This is a genomic window from Streptomyces sp. NPDC001492, from assembly GCF_053597275.1.
In genome coordinates this window covers 59,139-74,937 of record NZ_JBSFHW010000017.1, presented here as the reverse complement: position 1 = coordinate 74,937, position 15,799 = coordinate 59,139, and the positions used below count along the sequence as shown (strand labels likewise).

16 protein-coding genes are annotated in these 15,799 nt (G+C 69.5%); 9 read left to right on the top strand and 7 right to left on the bottom strand.

Annotated elements, in window-relative coordinates; translation table 11 throughout:
- Nucleotides 1–70: 70 nt before the first annotated feature.
- The 5 genes from ACWC1K_RS22280 (at nt 71) to ACWC1K_RS22260 (ending at nt 4,639) form a co-directional block, all read left to right on the top strand.
- Entirely contained in the window at nt 71–595 is a 525-nt protein-coding gene (locus ACWC1K_RS22280) for a DUF1453 domain-containing protein (RefSeq protein ID WP_450833628.1), read from the top strand.
- Complete coding sequence (locus tag ACWC1K_RS22275; RefSeq protein ID WP_450833626.1) at nt 592–1,743, top strand: sensor histidine kinase; 1,152 nt, start codon at nt 592–594, stop codon at nt 1,741–1,743. Before ACWC1K_RS22280 ends, ACWC1K_RS22275 begins: the two co-directional genes overlap by 4 nt.
- Nucleotides 1,740–2,423: a response regulator gene (locus tag ACWC1K_RS22270; protein WP_450833625.1), complete on the top strand. Its 684-nt coding sequence runs from the start codon at nt 1,740–1,742 to the stop codon at nt 2,421–2,423. The genes ACWC1K_RS22275 and ACWC1K_RS22270 overlap by 4 nt, the downstream gene beginning before the upstream one ends.
- A gap of 69 nt (nt 2,424–2,492) precedes the next feature.
- Nucleotides 2,493–3,050: a DUF485 domain-containing protein gene (locus ACWC1K_RS22265; RefSeq protein ID WP_450833623.1), complete on the top strand. Its 558-nt coding sequence runs from the start codon at nt 2,493–2,495 to the stop codon at nt 3,048–3,050.
- Complete coding sequence (locus tag ACWC1K_RS22260; protein WP_450833621.1) at nt 3,047–4,639, top strand: solute symporter family protein; 1,593 nt, start codon at nt 3,047–3,049, stop codon at nt 4,637–4,639. The genes ACWC1K_RS22265 and ACWC1K_RS22260 overlap by 4 nt, the downstream gene beginning before the upstream one ends.
- Nucleotides 4,640–4,747: 108 nt before the next feature.
- Here the strand turns inward: ACWC1K_RS22260 and ACWC1K_RS22255 are convergent, their stop codons facing one another.
- Nucleotides 4,748–5,440, bottom strand: a complete 693-nt coding sequence (locus tag ACWC1K_RS22255) for a response regulator (RefSeq protein WP_450833619.1) — start codon at nt 5,438–5,440, stop codon at nt 4,748–4,750.
- Between the two features lie 161 nt (nt 5,441–5,601).
- Between ACWC1K_RS22255 and ACWC1K_RS22250 the strand changes: the two genes are divergently transcribed.
- From ACWC1K_RS22250 to ACWC1K_RS22240, 3 genes are all read left to right on the top strand, one after another.
- Nucleotides 5,602–6,417: an ABC transporter ATP-binding protein gene (locus tag ACWC1K_RS22250; RefSeq protein ID WP_450833618.1), complete on the top strand. Its 816-nt coding sequence runs from the start codon at nt 5,602–5,604 to the stop codon at nt 6,415–6,417.
- Nucleotides 6,407–7,279 (top strand): ABC transporter permease, encoded by an 873-nt coding sequence (locus ACWC1K_RS22245; protein ID WP_450833616.1) that lies wholly within the window; start codon nt 6,407–6,409, stop codon nt 7,277–7,279. The genes ACWC1K_RS22250 and ACWC1K_RS22245 overlap by 11 nt, the downstream gene beginning before the upstream one ends.
- 73 nt (nt 7,280–7,352) lie before the next feature.
- A complete protein-coding gene (locus tag ACWC1K_RS22240; RefSeq protein WP_450833614.1) occupies nt 7,353–8,405 on the top strand; it encodes an ABC transporter substrate-binding protein in 1,053 nt (350 codons plus the stop codon).
- A gap of 54 nt (nt 8,406–8,459) precedes the next feature.
- Here ACWC1K_RS22240 and ACWC1K_RS22235 read toward each other — a convergent pair whose 3' ends face one another.
- The 4 genes from ACWC1K_RS22235 to ACWC1K_RS22220 form a co-directional block, all read right to left on the bottom strand.
- A complete protein-coding gene (locus tag ACWC1K_RS22235; protein ID WP_450833612.1) occupies nt 8,460–9,140 on the bottom strand; it encodes a response regulator in 681 nt (226 codons plus the stop codon).
- On the bottom strand, nt 9,137–10,807 hold the full coding sequence (locus ACWC1K_RS22230) for an ATP-binding protein (RefSeq protein ID WP_450833610.1): 1,671 nt from the start codon (nt 10,805–10,807) through the stop codon (nt 9,137–9,139). Before ACWC1K_RS22230 ends, ACWC1K_RS22235 begins: the two co-directional genes overlap by 4 nt.
- A 101-nt stretch (nt 10,808–10,908) precedes the next feature.
- Nucleotides 10,909–11,850 (bottom strand): sucrase ferredoxin, encoded by a 942-nt coding sequence (locus ACWC1K_RS22225; protein WP_450833608.1) that lies wholly within the window; start codon nt 11,848–11,850, stop codon nt 10,909–10,911.
- Nucleotides 11,851–11,929: 79 nt separating this feature from the next.
- Complete coding sequence (locus ACWC1K_RS22220) at nt 11,930–13,183, bottom strand: citrate synthase (RefSeq protein ID WP_450833606.1); 1,254 nt, start codon at nt 13,181–13,183, stop codon at nt 11,930–11,932.
- A 110-nt stretch (nt 13,184–13,293) separates the two neighbouring features.
- On the opposite strand from ACWC1K_RS22220, the gene ACWC1K_RS22215 reads away from it, so the two are divergent.
- Nucleotides 13,294–14,460, top strand: coding sequence for a citrate synthase/methylcitrate synthase (locus ACWC1K_RS22215; protein ID WP_450833604.1), 1,167 nt, complete (start codon nt 13,294–13,296; stop codon nt 14,458–14,460).
- Between the two features lie 239 nt (nt 14,461–14,699).
- On the opposite strand, the gene ACWC1K_RS22210 is transcribed toward ACWC1K_RS22215, so the two are convergent.
- Both ACWC1K_RS22210 and ACWC1K_RS22205 read right to left on the bottom strand, forming a co-directional pair.
- Nucleotides 14,700–14,936, bottom strand: coding sequence for a hypothetical protein (locus ACWC1K_RS22210; protein ID WP_390699646.1), 237 nt, complete (start codon nt 14,934–14,936; stop codon nt 14,700–14,702).
- A gap of 128 nt (nt 14,937–15,064) precedes the next feature.
- Nucleotides 15,065–15,610 carry a DUF6082 family protein gene (locus ACWC1K_RS22205; RefSeq protein ID WP_450833602.1) on the bottom strand — a complete coding sequence of 182 codons (546 nt, stop codon included), beginning with the start codon at nt 15,608–15,610 and terminating at the stop codon, nt 15,065–15,067.
- Nucleotides 15,611–15,799: the final 189 nt, after the last annotated feature.

The window sequence follows — 15,799 nt, the reverse complement described above, 5'->3', positions numbered from 1 at the left end:
GGACTTCCGTAGCGTCGAAGGCGTCGACAGCACTCGCTGCCGACTCCCCTCTTCGCTCACGGAGGCTCTGATGTCCGGGCTCGTCAACGCGCTGGCGATCGCGGCTGTCGTCGTTCTCGTAGTCGTGCGGCAGTTCCGCGCACAGCAGATCGGGACGGGCCGGCGCTGGTGGCTGCTGCCTGTGATCCTCGCCGTCGTGGCGCTCCGCGAGCCCGGCATCCTCGACGCCCACCACCGCACGGAGTCGGTCGTCCTACTGGGCGCCGAGCTGCTCATCGGTCTTGCCACCGGGGCCGGATGGGCCTGGACGACCCGAATATGGGCGGACCCGGACGGAACCGTGTGGAGCAAGAGCACCAAGGCCAGCGTCACCGTCTGGATCGTCGGTATCGCCCTGCGTGTCGGCCTCTTCGCGCTCGGCGCGGTCTTCGGCGTCCATCAGGACAGCTCGGCCCTGCTCGTCGCCCTCGCGGCCACCCTCCTGGTCCGCTCCGGGATCCTGGTCTGGCGGGCGCAGTCCGTGGCTCCCGCGGACGGTGGGGGTTCGGCATACGGTGACTTCATGGTCCGCCCTGCGCGGAAGGAGTGCGTGTGACGCAGAACGCCTGGATGCGCTGGCCCTCGCGGGAGGCGCTCGGGCGGGCAGGTATCTCGCGACCTCGGCGTGTGCTCGCCTGGGTCGTGAGATTGTTCGCCCTCGCCATCCTGCTGTGGGGGGCTTTCCACAGCAGCCGGGTCCATGGCTGGGTGACGGTCGTGGGTGCCCTCGGTGTGGTCGTGGCCGGAGTACTCGCCTGGGCTCTGTACCGGACCACGTTCCAGCACAGGCTCTGGCCCTCCCTCGGCATCCTGCTTGCGCTCCTGGGACTGGCCGTCGGCGCCGAGGCCGTGGGCTTCCGGGCACCGGCACTCGTCCTCTGGTGCGGCTGCGCCGTCACCGCGCTGGAACGGCTGCCGCTGGCGGTCGCCTGGCCGACGGCCTCCGTGGCCCTCGCCTCCTACGCCGCGGTCAACAACGACGTGTGGCTGACCACGGCGGCCACGACGGCGGGCCTGGCCCTGGCCGGCTACGTCCTGCGCCTCGACGCCGAAGCCCGCGGCAGCGCCCAGCGCCTGCTCGCCCAGGAGCGTGCCGCCCGGGCAGCGGAGGCGGAGTCGGCGGCGCTCGCGGAGCGGGCCCGGATCGCACGGGAGATCCATGACGTGTTGGCGCACAGCCTGTCTGCCCAGCTCGTGCACCTGGAGGCAGCCCGGCTGCTCATCGAGCGGGGCGCAGGCCGGGACCAGATCCTGGAGCGGGTGGTGGCGGCAAGGGGGATGGCCCGTGACGGTCTCGACGAGACGCGGCAGGCGCTCTCGGCGCTGCGCGGAGAGCTGACTCCGCTGGAGGACTTCCTCTCGCAGCTCGTCGGTGCGTCGGCCGGTGCCGAGGTCACCATTACGGGTGAGCGCAGGCAGCTGCCCGCGGAGGCCTCGCAGGCCGTACGCAGAGTCGCGCAGGAAGCCCTGACGAACGTGCGCAAGCACGCGCCGGGCGCCAAGGTGCGGGTGCGGCTCGACTACAGCGACCATCAAGTGACGCTGGATGTACGGGACTCCGGCGGTACGCCGGGCGAACTCGCCGGGGCGGGCGCCGGGTACGGTCTGCTGGGCATGCGCGAGCGTGCCGAGCTGTTGGGCGGCTCGCTGGAGGCAGGGCCGGACGAGGAGGGGTTCGCGGTGACGCTGAAGGTGCCTGTATGACGGAAGGGACGGAGCCGCGGCCTGCGCGCGTAGTGGTCGCGGACGACCAGACCGTGGTGCGTGAAGGCATCGTGATGCTGCTGGGCCTGCTGCCCGGGATCGAGGTCGTCGGTGCCGCGGGGGACGGGGACGAGGCGGTGCAACTGGTGGCGGAACTCGCCCCGGACGTGGTGCTGATGGACCTGCGCATGCCGCGCTGCGACGGGGTGGAGGCGACCCGGCGCATTCGCACGGAGTACCCGGGGACGCAGGTCGTGGTGCTCACGACGTACGCGGATGACGAGTCCCTGTTCCCGGCGTTGCGGGCTGGGGCACGGGGCTATCTCACCAAGGACGCGGGCGGGGACGAGATCGTACGGGCCGTGCAGAGCGTGCTGTCCGGGGACGCCGGGCTGTCGCCGAGCATCCAGCGGCGGCTGCTGGAGCGGCTGTCCGGTCCGGAGCCGCAGCCGCCGGCTGCGACGGAGGCGCCGGACGGGCTCACCGCGCGCGAGACCGAGGTGCTGCTGCTGATCGCCGACGGCCTCAGCAACCAGGAGATCGCCCACAAGCTGCATGTCTCCACCGCGACCGTGAAGACCCACATCAACAATCTCTTCGCCAAGACGGGACTCAAGGACCGTGCCCAGGCGGTCCGTTACGCGTATGCAAAGGGGCTCGCGCGGCCACCAGCGGGATGAGTCACCTGATGGGGTGAAGAGCGCGGAGAAGAAGAGTCGGGGATCTCGCCGTTCTGTCCATCCTTGGGCATGCAGTCAAGCAACGACCGCCCCCGCGGAGGCGGTGGCGGCGCCGATGGTTCGGCCGAGCACCGCGATCATGCCCCGTCCACCGCAGAGGCATCCGGGGGTGCCAGGTACGACGACCCGTGGTACGACGCGCTCGCCTCCGGATGGGGCGAGTCGGACGGCGTCGGCAGCCCCGTGCCCGAGGCCGGGCCTGAGCGCCGGACGAGCGAGGACGAGACAGCCGCTGCGGCCGACGTGTATCTCGAGGTGCAGCGCAGCGCGGCGTTCCAGGAAGTGCGCAGCAGATACCTCAGGTTTGTCGTGCCGGGAGTCGTTGTCTTCCTCGTCTGGTACGTGGCGTATCTCGTGACCGCCACCACCGCGCCCGGGCTGATGGCGCATCCCGTGGCCGGCGCCCTGAACGTGGCGATGCTCGCCGGGCTCGGTCAGTTCCTCAGCACCTTCCTGTTCGCGTGGGCCTACGCCCGGCACGCGCGGCTGCGCCGGGACCGGGCCGCGCTGGAACTGCGGTGGAACACCCAGGAGTTGACGCGGGGAGTCCGGGGTGGTGCGTTGTGACGGGCGACCATCAGACGCTTGCGCTGTTTCTCTTCAGCGTGTTCGTCGCCATCACGCTGGCGATCACGACGTGGGTGAGCCGCAACCGACGGGGTTCGGCGGAGGAGTTCTACGCGGGCGGGCGTCTTTTCTCGCCCATGGAGAATGGTTTTGCCATCGCGGGGGACTACATGTCGGCCGCTTCCTTCCTGGGTGTCACGGGGCTCATCGCGCTGTTCGGATACGACGGACTGCTGTACGTGGTCGGCTTCCTCGTCGCCTGGCTGCTGGTCCTCTTCCTCGTCGCCGAACTGGTGCGCAACTGCGGGAGGTTCACGCTCGCCGACGTGGTTGCGGCACGGATGAGCGAGCGGCCGGTGCGGATCGCGGCGGGAACTTCCTCGGTCACCGTGTCCGTTCTGTATCTGGTGGCGCAGATGGTGGGGGCGGGCAGCCTGGTCGCGTTGCTGCTCGGGGGCACGAGCGCGGCGGCGCGGGCCTGGACCGTCATCGGTGTCGGCGCGCTCATGGTGATCTATGTGTCGCTGGGAGGGATGCGGGCCACCACGTGGATCCAGATCGTCAAGGCGGTACTGCTGCTCGCGGGGACGGTCGCGTTGACCGTGCTCGTCCTGCTGCGGTTCCACGGCGACTTCGACCGGCTGCTGCTGACGGCGGCCGCGCGCAGTGGCCACGGCGATGCGTTCCTGGCCCCGGGGCTGAAGTACGGCGGGGACTGGACCGCCCGCCTGGACTTCATCAGCCTGGGACTCGCCCTGGTGCTGGGCACGGCAGGGCTGCCGCACATCCTGTCCCGCTTCTACACGGTGCCCACCGCCCGGGCCGCGCGGTGCTCGGCGCTCTGGTCGATCGGGCTCATCGGCGGCTTCTACCTGATGACGATCATCCTCGGCTTCGGAGCGGCCGCGATCGTCGGGCCGGATGCGGTACGCGGGTCGAACGCGGCCGGGAACACGGCGGTCCCGCTCCTGGCGCTCGCCCTGGGCGGCGGCGCGAACTCCACCGCAGGAACGGTTCTCTTCGCGGTCGTCGCCGCCGTCGCCTTCGCCACGATCCTCGCGGTGGTCGCCGGAATCACGCTCGCCTCCTCTGCGTCCGTGGCCCACGATCTGTACGCGTCACTGCGGCGCAGCCGCGCCGAGCCGCGCAGCGAAGTGGCCGTGGCGCGCGTCGCCTCGGTCGGCATCGGCGTGGTCGCGATCGCCCTCGGCCTGCTGGCCCGCGACCTCAACGTCGCCTTCCTGGTGGGCCTCGCCTTCGCGGTCGCCGCGTCCGCGAACCTCCCGGTGCTGCTCTACTCGCTGTTCTGGCGCGGCTTCACCACCCGCGGTGCCGTGTGGGCCGTATACGGCGGGCTGGTCCCCGCGCTCGCCCTCGTTGTGCTGTCGCCCGTGGTCTCGGGCAGTCCGGAATCGCTGTTCCCGGCCGTCGACTTCCAGTACTTCCCGCTCCAGAACCCCGGCCTTGTGTCGATCCCGATGGGTTTTCTCGCGGGCTGGCTCGGCACGGTCACCTCCGACGAGGTCCCCGACGAGGCCAAGCACGCGGAGACCGAGGTGCGGGCGCTGACGGGAGCAGGGGCCGCCTAGGAAACTCCGCCGCCCTCATCGTCGTAGGACACACGCCTGATCGGCATACGCCTGATCGTCGTCGTACACCTGCAGCAGTTTCGTACGGCCTGCAGCGCAGGCTTGGGGCTACGGCGTCACCCATGCGTACCGGTGTTCCGGGCGCCCTGTGTCGCCGTACTTGAGGGAGAGGCGGAGGCGGCCGGCCTGCTCGAGGTGGCGGAGGTAGCGCTGGGCGGTGGAGCGGCTCAGGCCGGTCTCCGCGGCCACCTCGTGGGCCGAGAGCGGGTGTTCGGCGTGGTGCAGGACCCGGCAGATCAGGTCGGTCGTCGGTTCCGAGTGGCCGCTGGGCAGGCCTGGTGACGAGGGCGCCGGCGTGGTGCGCAGGGCTCCGAAGATCCGGTCCACCTGCTCCTGGCCTGCGATGCCGCGGCCGCCCACGCGGTCGACGGTGCGGCGCAGCGCGGCGTACGAGTCGAGACGGGTGCGCAGGGCGGCGAAAGTGAACGGCTTGACCAGATAGTGCAGCGCGCCCAGGCGCATCGCGGCCTGCACGGTCGCCACGTCGCCGGCCGCGGTGATCATGATGACGTCCGTGCCGAGGCCCTGTTCCCGCATGCGGTGGACGAGTTCGAGGCCCGTCTGGTCGGGCAGGTAGTGGTCGAGCAGGACCAGATCGATGGCCCCGCGCTGCACGCTGGCCAGCGCCTGGGCAGCGCTGTGCGCGCGGGTGGCGACCCGGAATCCGGGAACCTTTCCCACGTACTTGGCGTTGATCTCGGCAACGCGGAAGTCGTCGTCCACGACCAGGACGTCAATCATCGGGCCTCTTTCTGTCAAGGCCTGGCGAGCGTTAAGCCCGTGTTTCGGCTCCGCTGTTGTAGCGCGCGCAAAACGAGCACAACAGGCTGTTGCAAGCAAAAGAACGGCATGCGCTCACAAGGCTGCTGCTGTGGCCCGGGCCACATCTACCGTCCCCGGCCATGAGCGCAGACACCAGCCCCGCCATCCAGCTACGGGGCGCGAGCAAGATCTTCAGGACCCCGTCGGGGGGTCTGCACACGGCCGTCAGGGAGCTGGACCTCACGGTCGGGCGCGGTGAGTTCGTGGCGGTCGTCGGCCCCACGGGTTGCGGCAAGTCGACCACGTTGACCCTGGTCAGCGGGTTGGAGGAGCCCACCGAGGGTGAGGTCCTGGTCGCCGGGGAACCGGTTCGCGGCGTCGGCGACAAGGTCGGTTTCGTCTTCCAGCAGGACGCCACCTTCCCCTGGCGCACCGTGCTGTCGAACGTCATGGCGGGCCCGCGCTTTCGCGGTGTGCCCAAGCCGGAGGCCAAGGAGAAGGCCCGCGAGTGGCTGGCCCGGGTCGGGCTCGCCGCCTTCGAGGACCGCTACCCGCACCAGCTCTCCGGCGGCCAGCGCAAGCGCGTCGCGCTCGCCGCGACCTTCGTCAACGACCCCGAGATCCTGCTGATGGACGAGCCCTTCTCGGCGCTCGACGTGCAGACCAGGGCGCTGATGTCGGACGAGCTGCTCGAGCTGTGGGAGGGCACGGGTGCCTCGGTGGTCTTCGTCACACACGACCTGGAGGAGTCGATCGCACTGGCCGACAAGGTCGTCGTCATGACCGCCGGTCCGGCCACCGTGAAGCAGGTCTTCGACATCGACCTGCCGCGGCCGCGCAAGGTCGAGTCCGTGCGTCTGGAGCCGCGGTTCATCGAGATCTACCGCGAGATCTGGGAGTCCCTCGGCGAAGAGGTCCGCATCACCCGTGAGAGGGGTGCCGCCCATGTCGCCTGACGTCATGCCCGAGGCACAGGTCGCGCTGACCATGACCGAGCCCGGCAACAAGACGGACCGTGCGCAGTCACGCGCGCGTGCCGCCCGTAGACGCACGATTGTCGTTCTGGTCACCCGCGTGGTGCTTCTGGTCGCCGTCCTGGGGCTGTGGGAGATGCTCTCCAGGGCCAAGGTCATCGATCCGTTCAATTTCTCGATGCCCTCGAAGATCTGGGACCAGATCTACACCTGGGTGATGCACGGGACGGCGCAGGGGCCTCTGGGAGAGCAGATCTGGTACACGCTGTACGAGGCGCTGCTCGGTTGGGTGCTTGGCGTGATCGCGGGTGTCGTCCTTGGCATTGCGCTCGGGCGGATCGCCTTCCTCGCCGATGTCCTTGGTCCATACATCAAGGTGCTCAACTCGATGCCGAGGATCATCCTCGCCCCGATCTTCCTGATCTGGTTCGGTCTCGGTCCGGCCTCCAAGGTTGCCTCGGCTGTGGTCCTCGTCTTCTTCCCGGTCTTCTTCAACGCCTTCCAGGGTGCCCGTGAGGTGGATCGCAATCTGGTCGCCAATGCCCGCATCCTGGGCGCCAGTGACCGTCGGGTGACCCTTCAGGTCGTCATCCCGTCCGCCACCTCGTGGATCTTCACCAGCCTCCACGTCAGCTTCGGCTTCGCACTCATCGGAGCCATCGTCGGCGAGTACATCGGTGCCACCAAAGGCATCGGCCTGCTCGTATCGCAGTCCCAGAACACGTTCAACCCCGCCGGTGTATACGCCGCGATGGTCATCCTCGCCGTCGTCGCGCTGGCCGCCGAAGGGCTGCTCACCTTCATCGAACGCCGTGTCTTCCGCTGGAAGCCGACGAACTCGTAGCACCTGGCGCCCTCTTGGGGCCCGCCGTCTCCTCACCTCCCCGCACCGCCCTCTCACAAGGACGTGAATCATCATGCGCAAGTCCGTCAGGTATGGCACGCTCGCCGCCGCCGGCCTGCTCGCTCTCTCCTCCCTCACCGCCTGTGCCAACGACGCGGCCAGTACCGCCTCCACCAGCAAGGGCGACGGTAAGGGTACGAAGGTCAAGATCATGGTCGGTGGCCTGGACAAGGTCATCTACCTCCCCGCGATGCTCGCCCAGCGGCTCGGCTACTTCGACGCCGAAGGCCTCGATGTGGAGATGCTGAGCGAGCCCGCCGGTGTCCAGGCCGAGACCGCGCTCGTCTCCGGGCAGGTGCAGGGGGCGGTCGGCTTCTACGACCACACCCTCGACCTGCAGACCAAGGGCAAGGCCGTGGAGTCCGTGGTGCAGTTCTCGCACGCGCCCGGCGAGGTGGAGATCGTCTCCAGCAAGGCGGAGGGCGACATCAAGTCGCCCAAGGACTTCAAGGACAAGAAGCTCGGCATCACCAGTCTCGGCTCGTCGACCGACTTCCTCACCAAGTACCTTGCCGTCAAGAACGGGGTGAAGGTCAGCGACTTCACCCCGGTTGCCGTCGGCGCGGGACCGACGTTCATCGCGGCGCTCCAGAAGGGTGCCATCGACGGCGGTATGACGACCGACCCGACCGTCGCCAACATTCTGGACAAGAAGGCGGGCAAGGTTCTGCTCGACATGCGTACGCCCGAGGGCTCCCAGGAGGCGCTCGGCGGCCCGTACCCGTCGTCAAGCCTGTACATGCAGACGGACTGGGTCAACGGTCACAAGGACACCGTCCAGAAGTTGGCCAATGCATTCGTCAAGACGCTCAAGTGGATGTCCACCCACAGCTCGACGCAGATAGCCGACAAGATGCCCGCCGACTACTCGCAGGGCAACAAGGTCCTGTACGCGGCAGCCATCGAGAGCACACTGCCGATGTTCACCAAGGACGGTGTCATGCCCAAGGACGGCCCCGAGACGGTCGAGAAGGTCCTCAAGGCGTTCAACCCCAACATCAAGAACGCCAAGGTGGATCTGAGCAAGACGTTCACCACCGAGTTCGTGGAGAAGGCCGCGGGCTGAATCCGTATGTAAGTGGGGGCACGGCCCCTTCCCCCGCCCCCACCGGCCGTGCCCTCAGGCGCGGGCCGCCCACACGTAACGGTGTTCAGGGCGGCCCGCGTCGCCGTATTTCAGGGTGAGCCGGGCCCGTCCCGTGCGCTCCAGGAGCTTCAGATAGCGCTGGGCGGTCTGCCGGCTCACTCCGGTCCGGTCGGCGATCTCCTGGGCCGACAGGGGGCCTTCGGCGCTCATCAGGGACTGGCGTACGAGCTCCGCCGTGTTGGGGGAGTGGCCCTTGGGCAGCGCCGGCTCCGAAGAGGCCGACAGGGCACCGAAGATGCGGTCCACCTCGGCCTGCTCCGCCTCGCCGCCGCCGTCGAGGGTGCGGCGCAGTTCCGCGTACGCCTCCAGCTTGGCGCGCAGGCCCGCGAAGGCGAACGGCTTGACAAGGTACTGGAGCGCGCCGTGCCGCATCGCGGCCTGCACGGTCGACACGTCACGGGCCGCCGTCACCATGATCACGTCGGTCTGGTGGCCGCGCCGGCGCATCTCCTGGACGACCGCGAGACCCGTGTCGTCGGGCAGGTAGTGGTCCATGAGGACCAGGTCCAGACGGGGCAGTGTCTCCAGCCGGTGCAGCGCCTCGGCGGCGCTGTGCGCCTCGCCGGCCACGTGGAAGCCCGGCACCTTCTCGACGTAGGCGGCGTTGACCTGGGCAACCCTGGTGTCGTCGTCCACGACCAGGACCTCGATCATCGCGACTCCTCCTTGACGGTCGTGTCCGCGGTTGCCGTGAGGGCCGGCTCTTGTGCCGGGTCGGTCAGCGCTTCCGGCAGGACGACGGTGAACTCCGCGCCGCCACCCTCCGCTTCGCTCACTGTCGCGCTGCCGCCCTGCCGCTCCGCGAGCCTGCGCACCATGGACAGGCCGATACCGCGCTTGCGGTGTGCGGGCGGCTCCTTCGTGGACCACCCGTCAGTGAAGATCAACTCGTGTTGTTCCGCCGGGATCCCGGGCCCGGTGTCGCGCACCCTGAGGACGGCGGTACGCCCTTCTGCGCGCAGCTCGACCTCCACGCGCGCGTGGAGGGTGCCCGCGACCGCGTCGAGCGCGTTGTCCACCAGGTTCCCGACGATCGTGACGAGCCCCCTGGGGTCGATCAACCGGTCCGGGAGCCGTGTCCGGTCCGACACCCACAGGGCGACGCCGCGCTCGGCCGCGACGGTCGCCTTGCCGACCAGCAGAGCGGCGATGAGCGGGTCCTGGATCTTCTCCGTGACCTGTTCCGCCGTGACCCTGTGGTCACCGACCACCTCCCCGACGAACTCCACGGCATCGTCGTACATCTCCAGTTCGAGCAGCCCCAGGAGCGTGTGCATACGGTTGGCGTGCTCGTGGTCCTGGGCGCGCAGGGCGTCGATCAGGCCCCGCGTCGAGTCGAGTTCCCGGCCGAGCTGCTCCAGCTCGGTCCGGTCGCGCAGGGTCGCCACGGCGCCGCCGTCGTCGGTGGGCATGCGGTTGGCGACCAGGACGCGCTGGCCGCGCACGGTGAGCAGGTCGGTGCCCGTCACCCGGCCGGCCAGGATGTCGGCCGTACGTCCCTCGCCGAGCGCCTCGTCGGGGGACCGGCCGACGGCCTCGGCATCAATGCTCAGCAGCCGGTGCGCCTCGTCGTTCAGGAGGCGTATCCGACCGGCCCGGTCCAGGGCGACGACGCCCTCCCTGATGCCGTGCAGCATCGCCTCGCGCTCCGCGAGCAGCGCCGAGATGTCCGAGAAGGCCAGGTCACGCGTCTGCCGCTGGACGCGCCGTGAGATCAGCCAGGCGGCCAGCGCACCGACGGCCAGTGCACCGCCGGCGTAGGCGAGCAGTCCAGGGATCGCGCCGATGAGGTCGGCCCGCACGCTGTCGTACTTGATACCGACCGAGACCGCCCCGATGATCTTGCCGTGGGCGTCCCGCAGGGGCACTTTGCCGCGGGCCGAGCGGCCCAGGGTGCCGCTGTCGATCTCCATGACCTCTTTGCCCGCCAGGGCCTCGTGGGGGTCCGTGGAGACGATGTTGCCTATCTCCGACGGCGTGGGATGCGACCAGCGCACCTTGTGCCGGTCCAGCACCACGATGTACTCGGCGTGTGTGGCCCGCCGGATCCGCTCGGCCTCCTTCTGCACCGGGCCGTTCCTGGTCGGCGGGGTGTTGAGGACTCCCTCGGCGATATGCCGGTCCTGCGCGGTGGTCTCGGCGATGGCCAGCGCCCGGCGCATCGCCTCCTGGTCGAGCTGTTTGCTCAGCGGAGCCAGGAACAGTCCGGTCGCGAGCACCGCGACGCCCGCGGCGATCGCCACCTGCATCAGCAGCACCTGCGAGAACACCCGCTTCGGCAGACCGAGGCGCAGGCGGCGTGCGGGGGGAGTGGGGCTCATACCCACGACGGTACGTGGACGGCCCGGAGCTGCCGTAGAGGGTGTGGCATGCATCTCTTGATCAATGCTGAGCCGAGTGGTCGAAGCATTGATCGGCGCGGTCAACTCGCGAGCGCGGTCATGCTCAGCTCGTGCACCGCCAGGACCTCCATCCGCGCAGGCGAGCCGAGAATCGATGTCCCGCAGTTCTCCGGGCGGGGCGGCAGGGACGCACCCTGGGCGACCTCGACGCGCCACCGGCGTCCGTCCGCATGGGCGACGGTCACCTGCCAGTGCGGCGCGGCTCCGTCCGTTCGTACGACGGTCAGGGCGTCCGCCGCGTCCTCGCGTACGGCAGAGCGCACGGCCAGCTCGGCCGCCTGACCGGGCCGCTCCCATGCGGAGCGCCCGCGGCAGCCCTCCACGGCGATCCGTCCCTCCTGGACGCCGTGCAGGACCTCCCTGACGGCGTGGGCCTCGGCGCGGCCGTACGCGTACCCGTGGGGAAGGACGAGCAGCGTGGGCGAGAAGCGATGGCCACCCAGATGAGTGACCTCCCAGACGCCGTCCCCCTCGGAGGCGGCGAGCTCTGCCGCGAGCGGGCGGCCGAGCAGCGCGCAGCAGCGGTCCCGCTTGCCGTTGGTGCAGACGAGGGCGAGCGGACCGCCGGCGTGTGGTCGAGCACCGAGCGTCGAGTCGACGGTGTGGTGCGCGCCCCTGCCGAGCGCGGCGAAGTCGAGGGAGAGTAGAGCCCGTGGGTCGCGGACCGTGGCGGAGTGCAGCCATGCGTTGCCGGGCGCGGTGTGCGCCGCGTACACCTGTCGCGTGGTGGGAGTGCCGCAGTCGGCGTGCCGTCCCGGGCGCCGGATCAGCGCGATACGCACGCCCGTGCCCTTCGCGGACGCCTCCAGGGCGCGGCCGAGTGCCGGATCGAGGTGGCTCGAAGTGAGCGCCTTGGCGCCCCAGGGACCCGGCTGCTCCAGCAGCAGCCAGGTTCTCGCGGTGGCCGCGGTTCCCGGAAGGGGCTCGTCGAGCTCCCGGGAGACGGTCGAGCACGTACTCACAGAGGTGAGCCTAACCTGACTTGGCTCACCGTGACTTCCGGCCGCGTCCGTTTCCTGCGCCGGCCGGGGCCGATTCCTCCTACGGCAGCGGTTGGGGCGGCTTCGGACCGACGTAGTGTCCACTGGGCCGCATGCGCAGCGGGCGTTCCCCGTACTCCTCGAGCGCATGGGCGATCCAGCCCGCCGTGCGTGCCATGGCGAAGATCGTCTCGCCCGCGGTCGAGGGCATGCCCGAGGACGCCGTGAGCACGGCCAGGGCCAGGTCGACATTGGCGTGCAGCGGAGTGTGGCGGGCGGTGGTGGCCACGATGTCGCGGGCCGCTGCCAGGGCGGGGGCGGCTCGGGGGATCTCCTCCAGGAGGCCGAAAAGGACACGCGCGCGTGGGTCCTCGCCGGGATAGAGCCGGTGACCGAGCCCCGGGATGCGACGGCCTGCCCGCAGCTCCTGCGCGATGACGGGGGCTGCGTCGCCCTCGTCGAGCACGTCGAGCAGCAGGCGGTGGGCGAGGCCGCTGGCCGCTCCGTGCAGGGGGCCTTCCAGCACTCCGAGCCCTGCGGAGACGGCCGCGTAGGCGTGGGCGCGGGCCGAGGCGGCGACGCGCACGGCAAGCGTCGAGGCGGCGAGGTCATGGTCGACGAGCAGGGCGAGCGCGGTGTCCAGCACCCGCAGCGAGGCCTCGTCCGGGTCGAGCCCGCTCAGCCGCGCCCACAGGCGGTGCGCCAGCGGACCCTCGTCACGGTGGCCGCGCCGGGCCGGCGGCAGGGCCGCGACGAGGGTGGGGATGAGGGTGCGCGCGGTGCCGAGGACGGCGTCCTCGGAGAGGTCGAAGCGCAGCGGGTCCGCGACCGCGGCGGCGATCGCCGCAACCCGCAACCGGTCGGTCGGTCCGGTGTGTTCGGGCAGCGTGTCGACGGCACGGCGGGCCAGGGCGACGGGGGTCTCGGGTGCGGTGAACACCATGCCGGGACGCAGTCGGCCGGTCCACAGCCACTCGGCCACCTCTTCGTACGAGTGGCGCGTGGCCAGCTCGGTGGCGTCGACGCCGCGGAAGAAGTACCGGTCCTTCTCGATGAGGGTGATGCGGGTCCGCACTGAGAGCTCGCCGCCCGATGGTGAACTCCCGCTGCTCTCCCGTCTGTTGCGCCGGGCGAGCGCCTCCACCTCCTTGACGTCGAAGGTGCTGCCCCTGCCGCCGGGCACGCGTCGGCTGCTCAGCTGGCCGCGGCTCACGTAGGCGTACACGGTCTCGGGCTTCACGCCCAGCAGTTCGGCGGCTTCCTTGGTGGTCAGCCGGCGTTCGGCGTGACCGGCGGAGGGGTCTTGATCGCGCATGGGGTCACCGTATCCGTATCACGACGCATGGATCCAAAGCATTGATTCAATCAATATTGACAGAGGGTGAGTCAATCATCGACAGTTGAATCAAGTCCAGGGAGGAATGCATGTCCGTCAACAGGTCAGCCGCCGCCACCGTCGAGGTGCCGCGAGGGCTCGCCGGCGTCGTCGTCACCGACACCGAGATCGGGGACGTCCGGGGGCTCGAGGGCTTCTACCACTACCGCCAGTACTCGGCCGTCGAACTCGCGCAGACCCGCGGCTTCGAGGACGTCTGGTATCTCCTGGTCCACGGCGAACTGCCGGACGAGGCGCAACGTACGGGGTTCATCTCCGAAACGGCCGCACTGCGGCGGCTGCCCGACGAGGTGCGGGCGGCCCTGCCCGCCATTGCGGCGGCGAGCGGGCGGTCGGGCCCACTGGCCGGTATGCGCACCGCGCTGTCGCTGCTCGGCGCGGTGAAGGGCTTCCGGCCGGTATACGACATCGGCCCGGCCGACCGCCGTCAGGACACCCTCGTGGCGGCCGCGGCCGTGCCGACCCTGCTCACGGCGCTGTACCGACTCGGCCGAGGGTTCGAGCCGGTGGAGCCCCGCGAGGACCTCTCCTATGCGGCCAACTACCTCTATATGCTGACGGGTTCGGTGCCGGAGTCGAGGCGGGCCCGGGCGGTCGAGCAGTACTTGATCTCAACCATTGATCACGGCTTCAATGCATCAACCTTCACGGCCCGGGTCATCGCCTCGACGGGAGCGGACGTTGCCGCCTGCCTCGCCGGAGCCGTGGGGGCGCTCTCCGGTCCGCTGCACGGTGGTGCGCCCAGCCGGGCGCTGGACACGCTGGACGCGATCGGCACCCCGGACCGCATCGACCCCTGGATCCGTGAACGTGTCCTCGCCGGCGACCGCATCATGGGATTCGGTCACCCTGTGTACCGCACCGAGGACCCCCGTTCCCGGATGCTCCGAGAGGTGGCCCAGAGCTTCGGCGGCCCGCGCGTGGAGTTCGCCGTGGAGGTGGAGCGTCACGTCGAGAGCATTCTGGCGGAACTGAAGCCCGGCCGCGAACTCCACACGAACGTCGAGTTCTACGCGGGCGTGGTCATGGAACTGTGCGGTCTGCCCCGCGAGATGTTCACTCCGACGTTCGCGGCGGCGCGGGTGGTGGGCTGGAGCGCGAACATCCTCGAACAGGCGGAGGACTCGAAGATCATCCGGCCGGTGGCGCGGTATGTGGGGCCGGGGGCGCCGGTGACAGTTCCAGGCGCGGTCTGAGGTGTGCGTGAGGTCCGGTTCCGATCCGGAGCCGGACCTGACGAGGTCGTGGGCGAGCCTGTCTCTGCGGGGTAAGCGCTGTTCGGCTCGAAGCCGTCCTGTGGCGGCGGAGGTGTGGTGCGCCGGACGGGAGTGAAATGAGAGATCTGAAGGATGCGTCTTCCGGAGGTTGCCCCTCCATGGGGTCACCGAGTGCACCTCAACGGCCGACGGCGGAGTCCTTGCGGGGCCTGCAGCTCTCAGCTGTCGGGGATGTCCGCTTTCGCGCGGAGGAAGGTCTCTCTGCTCACGATCACAATGCGTTCGTAGCTGGCACGTGAGGCATCGGGAGGGAGTTCTTTCTCGAGCGCCGCGGTGGCCTCTGTCCCGATGACGGCGAAGTTTCCGTCACTAAGTTCGAAGATGTCCGGGCATGAATCGCCGGACAAACTGCCACGCTCACGTGGGGAGGCACCGATGCGGCGCACGATCTTCAACGGGATCCCTGTCTTTGGAAGCGGTGGATGATAGCCCTTGGGGCGGGGACAGGGTAGCGGCCCGCCGTACCGATCTTGACAGGGGACCGGCTATGGGCATGTCTTGATTGACGTCATGTCAACTTCCGTCACTCTTCGGTCGGTTCACCCACAACCCACCACTCTTCGGTGTCGGCTTCGTCCAAATCGCGGATGAGGCGGTCCACCATTCGGCCCACCCGCGCCTCGTCGGAGTCTGATTTGAGGCTTGCGCGATGAGGGCGGTGGGCGTCCCAGTAGTCGCGAAAGATGGAGTTCCGGCAGATCATCCGGAGGTGGCCGTGCAGTTCCTCCCAGTTGACCACGCCTACTCGATAGGCGAGCAGAGCATTGGTGTACAGGGCGTTCGCGAACAGGTATTGGCGGCGCTGGACAGGGGACTCCACCTGGATGTTGCTGTACACAGCGGCCAGGTCGGGATCCTCCATCGCTTTGCTCAGGAGGTAGAACTGCAGACGCTGCTGCTCCGTCAGCATGGCCTGTCGGTCGTCCTGCTCCATTTTTGCTACACGCTGTCGCAGTTCCTCGAACCGGCTTCGTTGTGCAGCCAGGGCAACGAGTACTCCCACGGTGAAGGCGAGCCCTGCGGCGGCGGCAGAACCCAGCCCCCGTGCATCCGTGTTCTGTGTGGCCATGTCAACCCCCGAGTCAGGCGGCCGTCCGCCGGTCGTCGGGATGCGGGTCGACTGATGGGGACCGGCGAGCGGTGGGCGGCGCTTGCCGTCTCCCAGGGTGCCGAGCGGCTCTGATCGGCAGGGAGGCGGAGAGGAGGCGCACGGAGGGAAGCGAGGGTCGCACGCTCCGGCGCCTTGCCCAACGTCTGC

Bases quoted from the DNA above. Each gene is read 5' to 3' on its own strand.
- ACWC1K_RS22240 (WP_450833614.1), top strand. From the start codon at position 7,353: ATGCGCAAGTCCGTCAGGTATGGCACGCTCGCCGCCGCCGGCCTGCTC.
- ACWC1K_RS22255 (WP_450833619.1), bottom strand. From the start codon at position 5,440: ATGATTGACGTCCTGGTCGTGGACGACGACTTCCGCGTTGCCGAGATC.
- ACWC1K_RS22265 (WP_450833623.1), top strand. From the start codon at position 2,493: ATGCAGTCAAGCAACGACCGCCCCCGCGGAGGCGGTGGCGGCGCCGAT.
- ACWC1K_RS22205 (WP_450833602.1), bottom strand. From the start codon at position 15,610: ATGGCCACACAGAACACGGATGCACGGGGGCTGGGTTCTGCCGCCGCC.
- ACWC1K_RS22280 (WP_450833628.1), top strand. From the start codon at position 71: ATGTCCGGGCTCGTCAACGCGCTGGCGATCGCGGCTGTCGTCGTTCTC.
- ACWC1K_RS22220 (WP_450833606.1), bottom strand. From the start codon at position 13,183: ATGCGCGATCAAGACCCCTCCGCCGGTCACGCCGAACGCCGGCTGACC.
- ACWC1K_RS22250 (WP_450833618.1), top strand. From the start codon at position 5,602: ATGAGCGCAGACACCAGCCCCGCCATCCAGCTACGGGGCGCGAGCAAG.
- ACWC1K_RS22230 (WP_450833610.1), bottom strand. From the start codon at position 10,807: ATGAGCCCCACTCCCCCCGCACGCCGCCTGCGCCTCGGTCTGCCGAAG.
- ACWC1K_RS22245 (WP_450833616.1), top strand. From the start codon at position 6,407: ATGTCGCCTGACGTCATGCCCGAGGCACAGGTCGCGCTGACCATGACC.
- ACWC1K_RS22270 (WP_450833625.1), top strand. From the start codon at position 1,740: ATGACGGAAGGGACGGAGCCGCGGCCTGCGCGCGTAGTGGTCGCGGAC.
- ACWC1K_RS22235 (WP_450833612.1), bottom strand. From the start codon at position 9,140: ATGATCGAGGTCCTGGTCGTGGACGACGACACCAGGGTTGCCCAGGTC.
- ACWC1K_RS22215 (WP_450833604.1), top strand. From the start codon at position 13,294: ATGTCCGTCAACAGGTCAGCCGCCGCCACCGTCGAGGTGCCGCGAGGG.